Source organism: Blastomonas sp. (assembly GCF_030373265.1).
Classification (GTDB): Bacteria; Pseudomonadota; Alphaproteobacteria; order Sphingomonadales; family Sphingomonadaceae; genus Blastomonas.
Genome location: NZ_JAUCZC010000003.1, coordinates 199,752 through 216,985 on the forward strand (window position 1 = coordinate 199,752; position 17,234 = coordinate 216,985).

Sequence of the window (17,234 nt, forward strand, 5' to 3'; positions counted from 1 at the left end):
GAAATCGATGGAGGACCGGAAACAAGCATTGCCGCTCCGAATAGTTGCAGCCCGCTTCCTCAGCACGGATGAACAGGCTGGCCTTGCTGAATTGGACCGCATTACAGCGCAGGCTTCGCGCGTTATCGAGAAGCGCTACTGGACGTTGAGGCTGGCGCTGGGCGCTACGGCTTTCGCGACGACGATAACGCTCCTTCCAGGAATCTTCCTGACGCTGAGCAATGCACCAGGGGCGACCCCCGTCGTCATCATCGGCCTGCTGTGCTTTACCCTGATGTTGCTCGCAATCGTCACTTGGCGAATGTTCCAATACGGGGGTCTAAAAGCAAAAGCGCCGCAGGCTGCCCTGTACGCAAACAGCGACGATCCAGCAGCGCGGAACCTCGAACGGCTGTTCAAACTGCTGCAACGCGAGACATCTCGACGCGCCTTTTTCCGATTGGCAAATGGCCGCAGGCGACATGTCGATCACCGTTACTTCTTCGGCAAGTTGCGCGCCGCCCATGTTGCCAGAGACAGCACGATTCGCAGCGCGTTCTTCAGCCCGATCGGCTCCTGGTTCGATCGGGAGCTGTTCCTGGAGGCAGACGTTGACGACCTCATCGCCGAGGGCAAGGCCGAACCCAGCCGCGCCGGGGCGCCCAAGAAGTATGATTACACCAACGCGGTCATATCGCTGATCGAACACCCGCAGGTCCGAACAATCGATATCTCCAGAATGCGCGGAAACCAGAAGCTGATTATCGGGCTACTCGAAGATTGGTATCGCGACAGGCGGCTTAATGTGCCGAGTGAAACCCAGCTGTCCGGATACGCCAAGCAAATCCTCGAGACGATCGCGAAAAATCGCGCATCTTAATGCTTGCCTGCATTACCGTGAATGCGCGCAATTACGCGGCTGACGAACCCCTTGAATTACCGCGTTATGGGCCAGAATGGCTGATTTCCTGAATTTCTGCGTACCGCTGGAACCGCCGCCGGTCATCGGCAAATCATCCCGTCGTCAGCCGCATCGCGGCACTCAGACGGAGGCTACAATGGATGAACTCGCATACTCGATTAACCGCACCGCAAAGGTGCTCGGCGTCGGCAGAACCACGATCTACAAGCTGATCAAATCCGGGCAGGTCGATACGCTCAAGATCGGTTCACGCACCCTGATTACGACCGAGTCGATTACGCGCCTCACCCAGACCCGCCGTGAAGTTTGAACTCGGACCGGCCCTCTCTTCGTTCGCCCTTTCTCACACTCATGTCTCAAGCCGGAGGACAACGCATGTCCCAGTTTCGGTCCACGGTCCCTCGCTCTCTTGGCGAGCCAGATCACATCGCCATTCATCCCCTTATCGGCTTGCGGATAACGGAAACCGTTCTGCCCCTGATCGAAACGAATTGCGGGGACATGGACGATGCGGAGCCTCGCCTCTCGACACTCTTCCCTTGGCGCAGACTTGAGAGACTGACGATCGCAACCTGTCAGAATGAGAGCTGCAAATGTTGCACCCACGGCGGACTTCGATCGACTAGCGGGGAACCCTCCACTGTGGGTAGCATCCCGCTCAGTCGCGACGGCAAAGCTCACTTCAATCCGCTGGATTGGGATGCCCTTTGTCACCTTGCACAGCCGGTTGTCAAAAACACTGGCTTGACTATTATTGATGGCTGCCACCACCGCGACAAAGCAATTGCCCCGATCGAACTCGACCCGGCCAATTTCGATCTCGAAGTTCATGGAACGACGGTCGATTGCGACGACGCGACGACGCAATCGGCTCGACAGGCGTGCCCTTCCCGGGAGGCTCGGATCATTGCTGAACCGACCCATTTTCCGGCAAGGTTGCAGGGCCGCGATGCTTCGCATCGGACCCGTAATTTGGATACACACCTCACGCACGGGTGCATCCAGCTTTTCCGCCGCTTTTCGAGAGTGCGCTCCGAGTGCAGGGCTGAGGTTATCAGCCCAGACCGCGAATTTGCGCCGAATCCTGAGAGTACGCGGCGCACCCTCGGGGAGGCAGCATCATGAGATCCGTTCAATACACCGTTCGTGTCCCGATGTCCCTCGACAAGGCGCTTCGCAGACTTGCCGAGCAGAAGGGAATAACACGATACGCGGCGCTTCAGCATAGTGTGAAAGCAGGCATTGCAGCGCAGACGATGCCTGCCACTGATGACAGTCAAAGCCACGAACTTGTTGCCGAAGTCGCGTCCATGAGCGTCCGACTATCCGACCTCGAGCGGATGATCGACCGCACATTGTTCACGGCTGTTGCAGCATACTGTTATGCGCGCAGCGCCGCGATGGGCGGTGGAAAGACGGATGAAATCATCACCGGCGAAATTAATCGGGCCTATGATCGGCAAAGGGCAAGGGCGGAAGGACGGTCATGAGCCGGCACCGCGACTACGGTTTTTTTGCCCAGGAACCGCGCCAGGAAATGCCGCGACGGCCGACGCAAAACTTCATGCGTCCTGTAGCGTTGGTGGCTTGGCTGCTCGCCCTCTGCATCAATGCAGCGTCCGACACATCATCGTGCATGCAATGACTGCGCTGAAAATCTTGCCGATCAGATACGCCTCAACCGACATAGCGGGCGCAGACAGTCGGCAAAGATATTTGACAGGCGATCACGTAGGGCGGTCAATCTCGATGAAACGAAAGCGCGGTCGGGGCTCGCTTGCGACAACTCGGCGTGCAGTTTGGAAATACGCCGCAGCTGGCTCGAATGTGTTTTGATCGTCCACACCATTGCCATCCCGTCTCGCAACCGGGCTTTAGCGCTTGCCAAAGTCCGGAATGTTCCCGAAGATTCTTGAGACATGCGCACAGATCTCGATCATCTTCCCGCCGCCAAACAGCGCGAGCTTGAACGCATCGTCGAGACGATCTTCGACGAGTTTCGCGGATCAATTGAGAATGCGACCGGACCGCGCAAAGGCGCGCGCATCCTCAAGATCATTCTTTTTGGCAGTCATGCGCGCGGCGATTGGGTCGATGCACCACTCTCGGCTAACCAGTACAAATCCGATTATGACATCCTGATCATTGTCAGCCAAAAGGAGCTGACCGACCGCGCCGCCCATTGGGCCAAAGCCGAGGAACGACTGATCCGGGCCTATACGATCGAGAAGACGCTCCATACGCCGGTCAACTTCATCGTCCACAGCCTGCATGAGGTCAACGAGGGCCTTTCGCATGGCCGCGTGTTCTTCATGGAATTGGCGAAGGATGGCATTGCACTTTACGAGGCGGAGGATCGCGAGCTAGCGAAACCAAAGCCGAAGACGTCAGGCGAGGCTCTGAAAGCAGCGCGTGAATATTTTGAAGACGGGATGGCGGGCGCGATGTCGCGCCAAAAACTGGCAAGATACGCACTGGGGGAAGGACTGCTCAAAGACGCCGCATTTGATTTTCATCAAACGACCGAGCGCCTTTACTCCTGCCTCCTTTTAACACTTACCTATTACACGCCCTACAACCACAACATTGCTTTCCTGCGTTCGCTGGCAGAGGGGCTGGATCGCCGACTCTATGGTATATGGCCACACGCCACCCATCGCGAACGCGCAATGTTCCAGAAGCTGAAGGAGGCTTATACCAAGGCGCGCTATTCGAAGCATTATAGGATCAGCAAGGAAGAGCTCACCTGGCTGAGCGAACGCGTCGAGGAGCTTGGCCGTGTCGTGCATCAGGTGTGCTCCGACAAGATCGCCGAGCTTGAGACCGCTGCCCGCAGCTAGGAGCCGAACCCGCGCGACTTGCCGGGACTCCCTGTATCTGGCATAATCTGCGCCACGGGATGGAACGACTGGCGGCCATTCCGGGGATTACCCTGCCAGGCATCATGTAGGTCCGGCTGCGCGTCGGACGGTTGCTGATAGCCGCTCCAGCGGCACCACAGCGAACACCGCTTGCCCATCCGTGCGTTTTTGCGCGGACCGCCGTGGTGCGAGCTGCAAATGACTACCCCACATTTTTACGACGTTTACGCGCGCGAAGTCGTGATGGCGCGCGTCGGCCATCTCATTCGGCGCAAGCAGCGGGAAATCGAACGCGTCATCCGGATGCTGCGCAGCCTGTTCGATCCAGCGCCAGTGCTCGCGCCTGAGCCTGGCATGATAAAGCGCATTATCCTGATCGGACCCTACGCCAGGCGATCATGGTATGAAGACCGCCGGACGATCGAGTTTTCCGACTACGAGTTCTGGGTAGTCGTCAACCACCCCCTGTTTACCGATGAGCGCTGCTGGCGACGTGCACGGACTACTATCGACAGTGAGCTCGGCAATCGATGTGCCGTGGATATCGAGATTTACGCCAAATCCGACATTCGAGCTGCAAAGGCCGAACGCGACACGTTCATTCTTGATCGGATCGAGGCAGGGATCGTCCTTTATCGCGCATCGCGCGATGCCGACATTCATTCGACACATGGCTTGGGAGACCGGCCATGAGCGCTGCTGGCTCCCATCGCGCGTTTGAAGCAATTTACCGGACAGAACGGACGCGGTTGCTCCACTTCTTCAGGCGCAAGATTGGTCCAACTGATGCCTCCGACCTGGTGCAGGAAACTTTTGTTCGCGTCTGGCAAAGCGGCGCATTTGATCGGCTGGACAATCCGCAGGGCTATCTCACACGGACAGCTCAGAACCTGCTTATCGATCTGGCGCGCAAACGGAAGCGCAACGCATGCACAATTTGTCCGTTGGATGAAGCCCGCGACGCACCACTGCCGCCACACCAGGAGTGGGGCATTCAGGCTCAGGAAATGCGTGCAGCATACCGGTGCGCGCTTCTGGCTTTGCCTCGACGAACTCGACGCATATTCCTGATGCAGAGGTTGAAGGGCATGACCTATCGTGAGGTCGGTCAAGAGCTTGGTGTTGGTACCCAGTGCATCGAGTATCACATGATGCGGGCATTAGCCGAAATCAAACTCACCATTGAGCGATGGTAGCCAATCCAACAAGGCCGCATCACACCTGTTAGATTTTACCCTAATTCCGTCGTGTCGAAGCTCAATCGATTCTGTCAGGAGTTGCAGAGGAACACGGGCGTTGGTTGACTGCGACCAGCTGACAGCGATTGCGTCTCCGCTCAGCACCTACCAATAGTGTGTTCGTGGTGTCGTGGCATATCGACGGTTAACTCGTCATGCCCTAGTGATCAAAAGTCTTAGATTTTTTAATGTGGGGGAGATTGCTGTGACCGGGACGTTCTACGAACAACCGATCCTGAATTCGCCTTACAAAGAACCGAGCCTTCACCACCCGCTTGATGATCATGGACAGCCCCTCGATAGGTCGGCTGAGCCTGGGCGCAGGCCGTCGCGTTTTATTGTACCAGTGCCGAAGTCACGCAAGGCACCGGCATCGGCACAAGCTTCCCTCGATCTGGAAACCTACACGCCGAACAGTCTCATCAATGAGATCCGGGGCTACGTTGACGCTTGGCGAAAGATCCCAAATCCGACCGACTGGGGCGTTACCGCTGCGACTGCACGCCTGTTGGATTACTGGCGGAACCATGATTTTTCGTCTGTGCGGCCATTCTTCTGTCAGGTCGAAGCAGTCGAAACGATCATCTGGCTGACCGAAGTTGCGCCGAAGCGTGCGGCGACAAAAGGCCTGCTCGATCAGCTGAAGAAGGCAAACGAAGAGGCCAACCCTGAACTGTTCCGTCTGGCCATGAAAATGGCGACTGGCAGCGGCAAGACGACCGTGATGGCGATGCTCATTGCATGGCAGACGGTGAACGCCGTGCGCAAAGACTCGAAGCTATTCAGTCGCGCTTTCCTGATCGTCGCACCCGGCATCACCATCAAGGACCGGTTGCGGGTTCTCATGCCGAGCGCCCCCGATAACTACTACGAAGAGCGGGAGCTGGTGCCTCCCGAAATGCTGAACGAGGTAAAGCGCGCCGAGATCGTAATCACCAACTACCATGCTTTCCAGCACAGGGAGAACGGCCCGAGCGGGAAAGTCGCCAAAGGCTTGCTTCAAGGCAACGACCCTGAACCAATTCGCACGATCGAGAGCGACGGTGACATGCTCCGGCGCGCATGTGGGGATTTGCTCAATCACAAAAACGTCAACGTCATCAACGACGAGGCACACCATTGTTATCGTCACAAGAGCGGCGGCGAAGAGGAAAAACTGAAAGGCGAAGACAAGAAGGAAGCTGAGGCAAACGAGGAAGCTGCACGCCTCTGGATCAACGGGATCGAGGCATTGAAACGCAAGGTCGGCGTTCGTGCTGTTCTGGACCTGTCAGCCACGCCGTTTTTCTTGCGCGGTTCGGGATATCCCGAAGGCTTCCTGTTCCCGTGGGTCGTATCCGATTTCAGCCTCATGGACGCGATCGAAAGCGGTATCGTCAAGCTGCCCCGCGTGCCGGTTGCAGACAATCTACCGCAGGTCGAATCGCTGGTCTATCGCGATCTGTGGAAGCACGTTGGCAAGGACCTGCCCAAAAGTGCTGCTGCCGTAGGAAAGCTCGATCCTTCAAGCCTGCCAAACGAGCTCAGGACCGCGCTCTACGCGCTCTACAGCCACTACAAACAAACCTTCGACCTTTGGGACCGCGAAGGCATCGACGTTCCGCCCGTTTTTATCGTCGTTTGCCAGAACACCGCAATATCCCGCCTTGTGTTCGAATGGATCGCGGGCTTCGAGCGGGACCTTGGCGAAGATGGCAGTGACCGCGCTGCCTTTGAGATCGGTAATCTCGAATTGTTCAGCAACTACGACCCTACCGGCGGACGCTTCCCCAGGCCACGCACTTTGCTGATCGATTCCCGACAGATTGAAGCTGGCGACACCATCGACAAAAGCTTTCGCGACATCGCCGCGACCGAAATAGACCAATTCAAGCGCGAAATTGCCCGGCGCGATGGTGCCGGTTTGGGCGACAAGGTGACCGATGGTGAACTGCTCCGCGAGGTAATGAACACCGTCGGGCGCAAGGGCAAGCTTGGGGAGCAAATCCGTTGCGTGGTTTCGGTCTCGATGCTGACCGAAGGCTGGGATACCAATACGGTCACCCACATCCTCGGAGTGCGGGCATTCGGCACACAGCTTCTGTGTGAACAGGTCGTTGGGCGCGGCCTGCGCCGACAATCCTACGATCTCGATCCGGAAACCGGGCTGTTCCCGGTCGAATATGCCGACATTATGGGCATCCCCTTTGATTTCACCGGCAAACCTCGGACCGCCAAGCCTATCAAGCCCCGCCCGGTTACCCGTGTCTATGCGATCCGTGAGCGGGCCGAACAGGAAATCGAATTCCCCCGCATCAGCGGCTACCGCAAAGACCTGCCCGAGGAACGGCTGACCGCCGAATTTGACGACGAGTCCAAGCTGATCATCACCACCGCCGACATCGGTCCGACCTCAGTGCTGATGGAGGGGATTGTCGGCCAGGGTGTTACGATCACCACCGAAGTGCTCGAGCACCTACGACCTTCGGAGATCAGCTTTAATCTCGGCAAGTATCTGCTCAACCATCATTTCCGCGACGAGGACGGTCTGGCCAAGCGGCACCTTTTCCCGCAAATCCAGCGTATCGCGCGCCGCTGGCTCGATGGCGGCTATCTGGTCTGCGCTGGAGTGCCGGTCGGGGCGATTCTATATGAAGATCAGCTCGCCCGCGCTGCCCAGAAGATCCACATCGCGCTATCTCGCGCCAGCGATAGCCCGGTCAAAGCCGTGCTCGACCCCTATAACCCCAAGGGATCGACCCGCTTCGTCAATTTCATCACCTCAAAGGCCTGTTGGACCACCGGTGCCCGTCCACCCAAGTGCCAGATCAGCCATGTCGTTAAGGACAGCAGCTGGGAAGAGCAGCTGGCAATGGTGCTCGAAGGCCATCCGCGTGTGATCGCCTATGCCAAGAACCAGGCCCTTGGCTTCGAAGTCCCCTATCTCGATGGCTCGGTGATGCGCCGCTACACGCCTGATTTCCTTGTCCGGCTCGATGATGGACGCGACGATCCTCTCAATCTCGTGCTGGAGGTCAAGGGCTATCGTGGCGAAGATGCAAAGCTGAAGGCGGCGACCATGCGCGACCTCTGGGTCCCCGGCGTCAACTCTCTCGGCGGTTTTGGTCGCTGGCAATTCGCTGAATTCAGCGATTGGGCGATGATGGAAGATGATTTTGCGGCGCTGGCCGAGCGCTTGCGGTCGTATCCAGCTGGAAGACTAGAGGGAGCTTTACCCCATGCCTAAGGAAGAACTCGGCACGCTTACCACGGTCAGCCTAACTGACGCGTGGGAGAACGAACCAAGAGATTTCACGCCTTGGCTGAAGGATAACATTGACAAAATTTCTCAAGCAATTGGAATTCAAATCATAAACCCTGAGATAGAGGTAAAAACAGATCCAAGTGGGATCGACCGCTACAGTGCCGATATCGTTGCAACAACAAGAGACGAAGAAATCATCCTGATTGAGAACCAATTTGGAACATCAGACCATAATCATCTCGGACAAATATTGACCTATCTTTCAGGGATAAAGGCCAATTATGTCGTTTGGATAGCGCCAAATTTTCGCGATTCTCATCTTTCAGCGATAAAGTGGCTCAATACAAACACTTCAGAACAATTTAAGTTTTTCGCTATTGAGATTAGCGTAGTGAAGATTGGTGATTCAAGAATGGCGCCCCTATTTGACGTCATCGAGCGTCCAAACAATTGGGAAAAACGCCTCGCAGGTAAGCAGCATGATATTGTTGAAGGCCAAAGGACAGAGCGTCAGCAATTTTGGGACATGTATGTCCAACTTTTTCCGGTGGCCGAAAATGATCTAGGTGGAGGGGGGCATGGTGCAACTAGATGGAGAGAAGTGCCTGGAACAGATCTTTTTGTAGCCCGGTGGTTTTGGATTGACGGTGCGGGCTTATTTGTGAGGGGCGGACGAACATTTGGCTCTGACCCATTCTATGAGTTTTCTGACGAGCAACAGGAGCTGCTAGCTTCATTGCTAGTCGCCCATAATGATTTCGAGCAAAGACCCCTATACAAGGAGTTTGATCGTTCCATTGACAGCGCAAAGGACTGGCCCGCAGCGATCAATTGGCTTGAGGATCAAACTCAAGCCTATTGCCGAGAATTATCAAAAGTTTGGAAGAGAATACCATAATGGCACGCGCCCCCAAACCGCCCAAATCCATCGATGCCCTCAAGCATGATGCCGCGTCGCGTCGGAACATTCCGACCGCAGAAATGGAAAGCTTCTTCCTGCGCGAGGAGGATCGTGCGCCCCGGCCACCCAAGGCCTACCCGCGCGAACGTCCGTTGGCCGAGGGTGAGGCACGCGAGCGGGCGGAGGAGCTTGATCCGCAGCTCATCTGGAACGGCGCGAAAATCCGCATCACCAAGGCGCAGATGGAGCAGCTAGCTGCAACCGGCGAGCTGGAGCTCGGTGATGCGCAGCTGGTGTGGCGCGGGAAGGATACACAGGACTGGTCGGACCTGATCGTCAACGTCCCACCGCTCTACATTCAGGAGAAAATCCATCCCAAGGCTATCATCGACGATCTGAAGCGGCGGGCGGCAATGAAGCGCGAAGCGGAGAGCGACGCTCCCGATATGTTCGCCGATTTCAACGGCATTGAGCCGGGTCAGCGCGCTGAGTTCTATCAGCACGACCAGCACTGGTCGAACCGAATGATTTTGGGCGACAGCCTTCAGGTCATGGCGAGCCTTGCCGAACGGGAAAGCCTGCGCGGTAAGGTGCAATGCATCTATTTCGACCCACCGTATGGGATCAAATTCAACAGCAACTGGCAGGTTTCGACGAGGTCAACGAAAGTCGAGGATGGGAAGCAAGCCGATATCAGTCGCGAACCGGAACAAGTGAAGGCGTTTCGCGATACTTGGAAGGACAGCATTCACTCCTACCTCGCCTATCTGCGTGATCGCCTAACGGTAGCGCGAGACCTACTGACTGATAGTGGCAGCATATTCGTGCAGATCGGGGACGAGAATGTACATCGTGTTAGGGCGCTTCTGGACGAAGTTTTCGGAGATCAGAACTTTTCGAGCCTGATATCTTATAAGACCTCGGTCGGGCTTGGCTCATCTGGGCTAGATAACACGGCAAATTTTATTGTATGGTACTTCAAAGATAAATCAATCGGGAAAGTTCGGTCTTTGTTGCGAACTACAGTGCCTGGTGAAGAAGGCGCTTCTAGGTACAAAACTCTTAGAATGCTCGACTTAAGAGAGATGAAGGTTGCGGAAGATAATTCGAAAATTCCTTCTGGCGCACGATATTTCCGTGACCAAGGAATGACTTCTCGCACTGCGTCAAAAACGACAATTTTCGAATTCGAATACAATGGAAAGACGTATAGGCCTAATTCAGGAGGCTGGCGCACTTCTGAGCGTGGTATGGACCGAGTGAAGAAGTCTGATCGCTTTCTTCAGACAGGCAAAACACTGTCGTACCGCAAATACTATGACGATTTCAGTGCGATAGCGCTCGACAACGTGTGGTCCGACGTGAGCGGTGGGGTCACCAGTCGTTCAGATCCAAAAGTTTACGTGGTTCAGACCGGAACGAGGGTGATCGAACGCTGCATATTGATGGCAACTGACCCAGGCGACCTTGTGCTCGACCCTACTTGCGGTTCGGGCTCAACTGCTTATGTTGCCGAACAATGGGGGCGGCGCTGGATCACCATGGATACCAGCCGCGTCGCGCTGGCTCTGGCGCGCACGCGGCTGATGACCGCTCGCTATCCTTGGTATTTGCTAGCCGACAGTAAGGAAGGCCGTGCGAAAGAAGCTGCGCTCACCCAGCGCCCGCCAGCGGACACGCCCTTCCATCACGATATTCGTCAGGGCTTTGTTTATGAGCGGGTGCCGCACATAACGCTGAAAAGCATAGCCAATAATCCTCTGATCGACGACATCTGGGACAAGTGGCAACAGGTACTGGAGTCGCGCCGCGCCGAACTCAATCAGCTCGCGGGCAAAAACTGGCAAGAATGGGAAATCCCGCGCGATGCCGAGGCGGCCTGGTCGAGCAACATGGTCGGCGTCCACGCATCCTGGTGGGAAGCCCGCGTCGCTCGCCAAAAGGAAATCGACTCCAGCATCGCCGCGCGCGCTGATGTCGAGTATCTCTACGATAAGCCCTATCAGGATACATCACGTGTCCGCGTGGCAGGGCCGTTCACCGTCGAAAGCCTCTCCCCCCACCGTGTCCTCCCCGCCAGCGAGGAGGAACTGATCGAAGAGATCGATGCCGCCGAAGGCAGGCGCGTGAAGGACGACGATGCGCTCGCCAGCAACGACTTTGCCGCCATCGTGATCGATTACCTCAAGGCCGAAGGCGTCAAGCAGCAGGACAAGGGCGACCGCATCACCTTCGAAAGCCTCTTGCCTTGGCCCGGCAACTGGATCGGCGCTCAGGGAACCTTCATGGAGGGACCGGAAGGTAGCCAGGTGGAACGCCGCGCCGCGATCCTGATCGGCCCCGAGTTCGGCACCGTCGGCCGCGCCGACCTCGTCGCCGCCGCGCGCGAAGCCGCTGATGCCCGCTTCGATCTGGTCATCGCCTGTGCCTTCAACTTCGACGCGCATTCCAGCGAACTGGGCAGCCTCGGCAGCTTGCGCATCCTGAAAGCGCGCATCAACCCCGACATGCACATGTCCGGCGAGCTCAAGAACACCGGGCGCGGCAACATGTTCATCGTCTTCGGCGAACCCGACGTCGATATCCTCGACGACGGCGGCGAGACGATCCGCGTGAAGGTCAACGGCGTGGACGTGTTCGACCCCAACACCGGCGACATCCGCAGCAACGACACCAAGGGCATCGCCGCCTGGTTCATCGACACCGACTACAACGAAGAAAGCTTCTTCGTACGCCACGCCTATTTCCTTGGCGCAAACGATCCCTATAAGTCTCTGAAAACAGCATTGAAGGCTGAAATCGACGAAGATGCGTGGGCGACTTTGTACTCGGACACATCCCGCCCGTTCGAGCGGCCCGCGAACCGGAAGATCGCGGTGAAGGTGATCAACCACTTCGGCGACGAGGTGATGAAGGTGTTTGGGGTTTAGGGGGAGAACTGCCGTGGCATCGACGCTGATTGCGCTACCGTTAAAATCGGGGGAGGCGTTTCTCCTCCGTACCCCGGACGAGAATGGGCGCGAATGGGTCATCCTTGTCGACGGTGGCAAGGCCTATGGCAAAGACAGTCGAGAACTCGCGAAGATCCTGGCGGATGTGAAACCCACGATTGACCGGATCGATGTTGTCATCTGCACCCATTCGGACGCGGACCACTCGCAGGGGCTCTGGTTTCTGGCGGACGATTGGTACGCGATGGGCCGCAAGATCGGGGAATTCTGGTTGCCGGGACGGTGGGCGAACGCAGTTCCTTCGATCCTGACTGATCCATCCGGTTTTGTCGCGAAATTGCATTCTGGGGCAATTGAAGCCGCTTCCCAAATTGTGCGGGATACTGCCGAAGGCTTCAGCCTTTCACGCGAAAATCGCTATTTCAAGGCGAGCGCCATGCTTGCCGACGGTGAGCTCGAAACGGCGGTTTCGCGGATCGACGATGTCGAGTATTTGCTCAAGATCGAAGCAGCCTTTGGCGAGCATAGTCTCGGACTTGGACTGACCGACATCGAAGCCGAGCAGCTGCGGGCGGATTTTGAGGAGACCGACACAGAGATCGACCTCCTCGAAACAGCCCTGAGCGACAAATCGGTATACCGTAGTTGGTTTGATCTACCCGGCGAGATATCATTTTCCCATTACCTGAAGATGGCTCCAGAAAGTCAGGTCGCGTTTGCCGAAGTTGCCGAGACAGCGAAGGCAATCCACAAGATTGCAACGTCTGCCCTGGTTAATAAAATCCGCGTCCGCTGGTTTGATTTTGGCGAGTACAAAAAGGACGAGGTGCCCTTCGGTGGCCTGCCCGGGTTGCTTGAACCATGCTGTGCGGTCGAGGTGGCGCCATCGCGTACAAAGGCGGCGAGGCTCACCAATCTGACACTTTTCCATAGCCTACGCCTCACGCGTCAGAACGTTGAGTCGCTGGTTTTCTATCGCCCCGAAAGTGACCGGGAGCCCGCCGTATTGTTCCTCGGTGACTCGCGATTGGCGCATGGTGTCGAACGCCCTGAGAAGGATTTTCCGCGGCCGTTCGACAAGCCGGCCCGGAAAACGCTGATAACAGCCCCGCACCACGGATCGAGGAACAACGATCACGCCTTTTCTGTGCTGACCGACTGGCTCGGCAACGATGAGCAGCTGTTTGTGCGCAATGGCGGGCAGACCGGCCAAACGCTTGATCAGTATCTCGCACGGAAGACCCGCCGCTGCGCTCAGTGCGTCCAATGCCACGGCAAGGAATGGAACCAGTGGGTTTCGGTTACCACCGATGGAAAAGACTGGCGGTGGCCGCCGAATGCCAATGAATGTGGCACGCCCAGAACATGAATTTTCTGATCGCCGATACCTTTACTGCCGCATTTAACCGTCTGTCTGGTCAGAATCAGAAGGCGGTCAAGGCGAGTGTGTTCGATCTGCAGATGGACCCCAGCGGGAACGGCCTGCAGCTCCATCGCATCGACAAATCTAAGGACGGCAATTTCTGGTCGGCGCGGGTCAATCGCGACGTTCGGCTGATCGTCCACAGAACGGCGGATTCGATACTGGTCGCCTATGTCGATCACCACGACAAAGCCTATGCTTGGGCCGAGCGTCGCCGCATCGAAGCGCACCCAACAACCGGGGCGATACAGATCGTCGAAGTCCGCGAAATGGTCGAGAACGTCTCGCCGCCCGCGACTTTCGACTTCGTGTTTCCTGAACCTGACAAGGCAAAGAAAGACGACGCCCCTCAGTTGTTTGCTTCGCTCGACGAAGACGCGTTTCTGTCAATCGGCGTGCCAACCGATTGGCTTGCCGACGTTCGTGCGGCAACCGAAGAAGGGTTCTTTACCCTCGCCGATCATTTGCCTGCCGAAGCTAGCGAAGCGCTGCTGGAGTATGCGGCAAGCGGCAAGTTGCCCGTCCCGGCAGTGAAGATACCCGCTGATCCCTACGCCCATCCCGATGCGCTTCGCCGCATCCGCCCGATCGCTGACCAAGAGGAACTGGCACAGGCGCTGGCCTACCCTTGGGAGAAGTGGGGTGTCTTTCTCCACCCTTCACAGCGCGATATCGTAGAACGCAGCTTTTTTGGGCCAGCGCGTGTAGCCGGTTCAGCCGGCACCGGCAAAACAGTGGTCGCGCTCCACCGCGCGGTGCGGCTTGCGCGTGAGACCCCGGCAGCCAAGGTCCTACTCGCCACGTTCTCGCAGCAGTTGGCCGATGCGCTGCGCGTCAAGGTGTCCGTGCTGGCGCCCGACACCGGTTCGGTTGTACCGCGCATTACCACTGCGTCGTTCAAAACCATTGCCGATGAACTTCACCAACTTGAATATGGCGTGCGCCCGCGCATTGCCCCAGAAACTCTGTTGCGCGAACGAATCCTCGAAGCTGCGACTAAGGCAGATCTCAAAGGTTTTTCGGATCGCTTCCTGCTGTCCGAATGGACCAACGTGGTTGATGCATGGAGCATCGGCACGATGGACGAATACGTTGAGGTCGAGAGGATGGGCCGCAAGAGCAGGCTTGGCCCCAAGCAGCGCGAGCGGCTGTGGCCTATCTTTCAGGCGGTCCGCAATGCTTTGCAAGCAGAGCGCTACACGACCTGGCCTGCCGTCTTCACCGATCTCGCATCGCGATTGACCAAGAAATCCAACAAGCCTTTCGATCATATCGTGATCGACGAAGCCCAGGACCTTGGCCCGTCAGAACTGCGCTTCTTCGCAGCTATTGCCCCCGGTCATGCCGATGCGCTGTTTTTGGCTGGTGATCTTGGCCAAAGAATCTTTCAGCATCCCTATTCCTGGAAGGGACTGGGTGTAGATGTGCGCGGGCGGTCATTTACTCTCAAGGTCTGCTACAGGACGTCACAGCAAATCAGACGCTCGGCTGATCTTCTGTTACCGTCCGTACTGCGTGACGTGGACGGCAACGAAGACGAACGGCGAGGAACGATCTCGGTCTTTGAAGGACCGGAACCGATCGTACGGCGATACGCCACCACCGAAGATGAAATCGCAGGTATTCGCGAATTTGTTGCTAGTGCGCTTCAAGATGGCATTGCCCTATCAGAGGTTGGCCTGTTCGTGCGGACATCGGCTCAAGTTGGGAGGGCCAAACGTGGACTTGAGGGCATCACCGGTAATGATGCCATCACGGTCAACATCATGCATCTTGCCAAGGGCCTCGAATTCCGGGCTGTTGCCGTTTTGGCTTGCGACGAAGGTATCCTGCCATTGGACGAGCGGGTCGCGGATGCTGCCGACGATGCCGAGCTGGACGACATTTACGAGACGGAGCGACGGTTGCTTTACGTGGCATGTACTCGCGCCCGAGATCGATTGATGGTCTCGGGGGTGAAACCAGCTTCGGAGTATCTGAACGATTTGAAGGGGCAGTAAGGTGCTACCCTGCCGGGCAACCTGCTCTATCCGCTGGCGCGGACCGGGCCTGTAGTCCCTGCCCATCCGGGTGACGATCAGGAGCGGTTGGAAGCGGAGCGGGAATTTCTGGAGGACGCGCGCTTTTCCGCGCTTCGCGCTCCCGAGGGCCCGGCGTTCCTGAGCTGACCCGCAGGCGCTCTTGCCTCTCTCATTGCCGGACGCCCGCTGGCCCACTTGGCCCGGGCGCAGGGCGTCCGGCGGCTTCGCGCCGTGCAAGGGCGCCGTTGTCTGTGCGGATCGCCGCTGCGATCCTTGAGGGGAACGCCAAGGGCTTTGCCCTCTCGTTCCCAAACCCCAATCGACACCTCCGTGTGGCGGGCTTCGCCCGCTGGCCCGCGCCAGGGCATTGATTGGGGTTTTCCCTCCCCCTCCCATCCTCGCCGGAAGGCAGAGCCGCATGCCGCTTGACGGATGCGGCTTTGCCTGAAGGAGACTGGACCATGGGTGACCTGATCTTGAATTACCGCGCATGCGGGGCCGAGTGCCGCGAGGACTGGCTGCGCATGCTGGCGCATGACAATGGCTTGCCACTGATGGCGGTGCAGCAGCTGGCGGCCGAGCTGGGCGAGAGCGAGGATTTCGGCAAGCTGGTGCGGCTGTGCGAGTGTGGCGGGAGCCTTGCGTCATGAGCGGCGCCGTGCTGACTCGCGCCGAGCGGATTGCGCGGCTCAATGATCTGGCGCGCCGCGCCATGGGGGTTTCCTGTGTGGTGGTGGCGACTGAGGGCATTCGGGCCTTGCCCGAAGCCGATCAGTCACGCCTGCGCGAATTGGTCGAGACCTTCGGTGCCTTCACGCCCGACAATGATCCTTATGGCGAGCGCGACTTTGGGGCGATCTATCAGGGGATGGACGGGGTCTGGTCGACCTCGCGGCCCGTCGATGCTGCGGTGACCGTGTTCTGGAAGATCGATGCCTATGACCGCGCGATGCGGTTTGGCAGCGAGGACCCCGCCGATCCCGCCCTGACCCGGCGGGTGCTGACCATCATGCTGGGGAGCGAGTATTGATATGGCTGCCCGCTTCCACACGGTGGAACCGTCGCGCCTCGCTTTCGGCGCGTGGTGCCACGCCAGCGAGAGACAATGCGGCGAGGGCGATATTCGTGCCAGCTACAGTGCTGACCGCATCGGCATGGGCCAGCCCATCCGCAAGCCATTCCGATTTGCCGGAAAGCTTTGGATCTGTGTTGGCACAGGTTGTTCAGGAGCCGAGGCCTACCTGCTCGTGCACCCATCTCTCTATGGCGGCACGGTGCGCACCTATCATGAACGGTGTCGCGATGGCGATCGCGCGCGCGCTGATCAGGCGGGGTTCTATGACGGCATCATCGTGTGTCACGCCGTGAGGGAACTTGTGATGGCCGGACCGCCTGTCATGTTCGTCGCAGGCGAGGAGGCGCAGCTGTCCCTGTTCTGATGGGAACATTGGATGGGGGTCTGCTGGCCAAGGCGCGCCGCCTGACACGTCAGGCGGCGCGGTAATCCACGAAGCAGTGCTCATTGTGCCAGTCGAGAAAGGCCGGTTCCGGATCGAACCGTGCCGCCGGGCGCAGTGTCGCCTTTTCAAATTGCTGGAAATAGTCGCGGGTCTCGCGGCTGCGGCTTTCGCGCAGCTGGCGCGAGACGTGGATGCGGCGCGCGCGGTCTACTGTAATCATTCCGCGATCGAACG

General features: G+C 57.8%; 15 protein-coding genes and 1 pseudogene. 15 read left to right on the forward strand and 1 reads right to left on the reverse strand.

All coding sequences use genetic code 11. The annotated features are described in order from the left end of the window. The first annotated feature begins 7 nt into the window (after positions 1-7). From QUV11_RS03035 to QUV11_RS03105, 15 genes are all read left to right on the forward strand, one after another. Positions 8-859 carry a hypothetical protein gene (locus QUV11_RS03035; protein WP_300880483.1) on the forward strand — a complete coding sequence of 284 codons (852 nt, stop codon included), beginning with the start codon at positions 8-10 and terminating at the stop codon, positions 857-859. 76 nt (positions 860-935) lie between these two features. Further along, the gene (locus QUV11_RS03040) at positions 936-1,211 is read left to right on the forward strand and encodes a helix-turn-helix domain-containing protein (protein WP_300880484.1); all 276 of its coding nucleotides are present in this window, start codon (positions 936-938) and stop codon (positions 1,209-1,211) included. Between the two features lie 332 nt (positions 1,212-1,543). Further along, positions 1,544-2,026, forward strand: a complete 483-nt coding sequence (locus QUV11_RS03045; RefSeq protein WP_300880485.1) for a hypothetical protein — start codon at positions 1,544-1,546, stop codon at positions 2,024-2,026. Further along, a complete protein-coding gene (locus QUV11_RS03050; RefSeq protein ID WP_300880486.1) occupies positions 2,023-2,391 on the forward strand; it encodes a hypothetical protein in 369 nt (122 codons plus the stop codon). Before QUV11_RS03045 ends, QUV11_RS03050 begins: the two co-directional genes overlap by 4 nt. Before the next feature lie 429 nt (positions 2,392-2,820). Continuing rightward, entirely contained in the window at positions 2,821-3,741 is a 921-nt protein-coding gene (locus tag QUV11_RS03055; RefSeq protein WP_300880487.1) for a HEPN domain-containing protein, read from the forward strand. Positions 3,742-3,960: 219 nt separating this feature from the next. After that, positions 3,961-4,455 (forward strand): hypothetical protein, encoded by a 495-nt coding sequence (locus QUV11_RS03060; protein ID WP_300880488.1) that lies wholly within the window; start codon positions 3,961-3,963, stop codon positions 4,453-4,455. Further along, positions 4,452-4,958, forward strand: a complete 507-nt coding sequence (locus QUV11_RS03065; RefSeq protein ID WP_300880489.1) for an RNA polymerase sigma factor — start codon at positions 4,452-4,454, stop codon at positions 4,956-4,958. Before QUV11_RS03060 ends, QUV11_RS03065 begins: the two co-directional genes overlap by 4 nt. Positions 4,959-5,205: 247 nt before the next feature. Then, on the forward strand, positions 5,206-8,226 hold the full coding sequence (locus QUV11_RS03070; RefSeq protein WP_300880490.1) for a BPTD_3080 family restriction endonuclease: 3,021 nt from the start codon (positions 5,206-5,208) through the stop codon (positions 8,224-8,226). Beyond that, positions 8,219-9,142, forward strand: a complete 924-nt coding sequence (locus QUV11_RS03075; RefSeq protein WP_300880491.1) for a hypothetical protein — start codon at positions 8,219-8,221, stop codon at positions 9,140-9,142. Before QUV11_RS03070 ends, QUV11_RS03075 begins: the two co-directional genes overlap by 8 nt. After that, positions 9,142-12,075, forward strand: coding sequence for a site-specific DNA-methyltransferase (locus tag QUV11_RS03080; protein ID WP_300880492.1), 2,934 nt, complete (start codon positions 9,142-9,144; stop codon positions 12,073-12,075). The genes QUV11_RS03075 and QUV11_RS03080 overlap by 1 nt, the downstream gene beginning before the upstream one ends. Positions 12,076-12,088: 13 nt before the next feature. Then, on the forward strand, positions 12,089-13,465 hold the full coding sequence (locus QUV11_RS03085) for an MBL fold metallo-hydrolase (protein WP_300880493.1): 1,377 nt from the start codon (positions 12,089-12,091) through the stop codon (positions 13,463-13,465). Next, entirely contained in the window at positions 13,462-15,519 is a 2,058-nt protein-coding gene (locus tag QUV11_RS03090) for a UvrD-helicase domain-containing protein (RefSeq protein WP_300880494.1), read from the forward strand. The genes QUV11_RS03085 and QUV11_RS03090 overlap by 4 nt, the downstream gene beginning before the upstream one ends. A 482-nt stretch (positions 15,520-16,001) precedes the next feature. Next, entirely contained in the window at positions 16,002-16,190 is a 189-nt protein-coding gene (locus tag QUV11_RS03095; protein WP_300880495.1) for a hypothetical protein, read from the forward strand. Then, positions 16,187-16,570 (forward strand): DUF3768 domain-containing protein, encoded by a 384-nt coding sequence (locus QUV11_RS03100; protein WP_300880496.1) that lies wholly within the window; start codon positions 16,187-16,189, stop codon positions 16,568-16,570. The genes QUV11_RS03095 and QUV11_RS03100 overlap by 4 nt, the downstream gene beginning before the upstream one ends. A 1-nt stretch (position 16,571) precedes the next feature. Further along, positions 16,572-16,979, forward strand: a complete 408-nt coding sequence (locus tag QUV11_RS03105; RefSeq protein ID WP_300880497.1) for a hypothetical protein — start codon at positions 16,572-16,574, stop codon at positions 16,977-16,979. Between the two features lie 49 nt (positions 16,980-17,028). On the opposite strand, the pseudogene QUV11_RS03110 reads toward QUV11_RS03105, so the two are convergent. Continuing rightward, positions 17,029-17,234 (reverse strand): annotated as a pseudogene (locus tag QUV11_RS03110) (hypothetical protein); the annotation flags it as partial.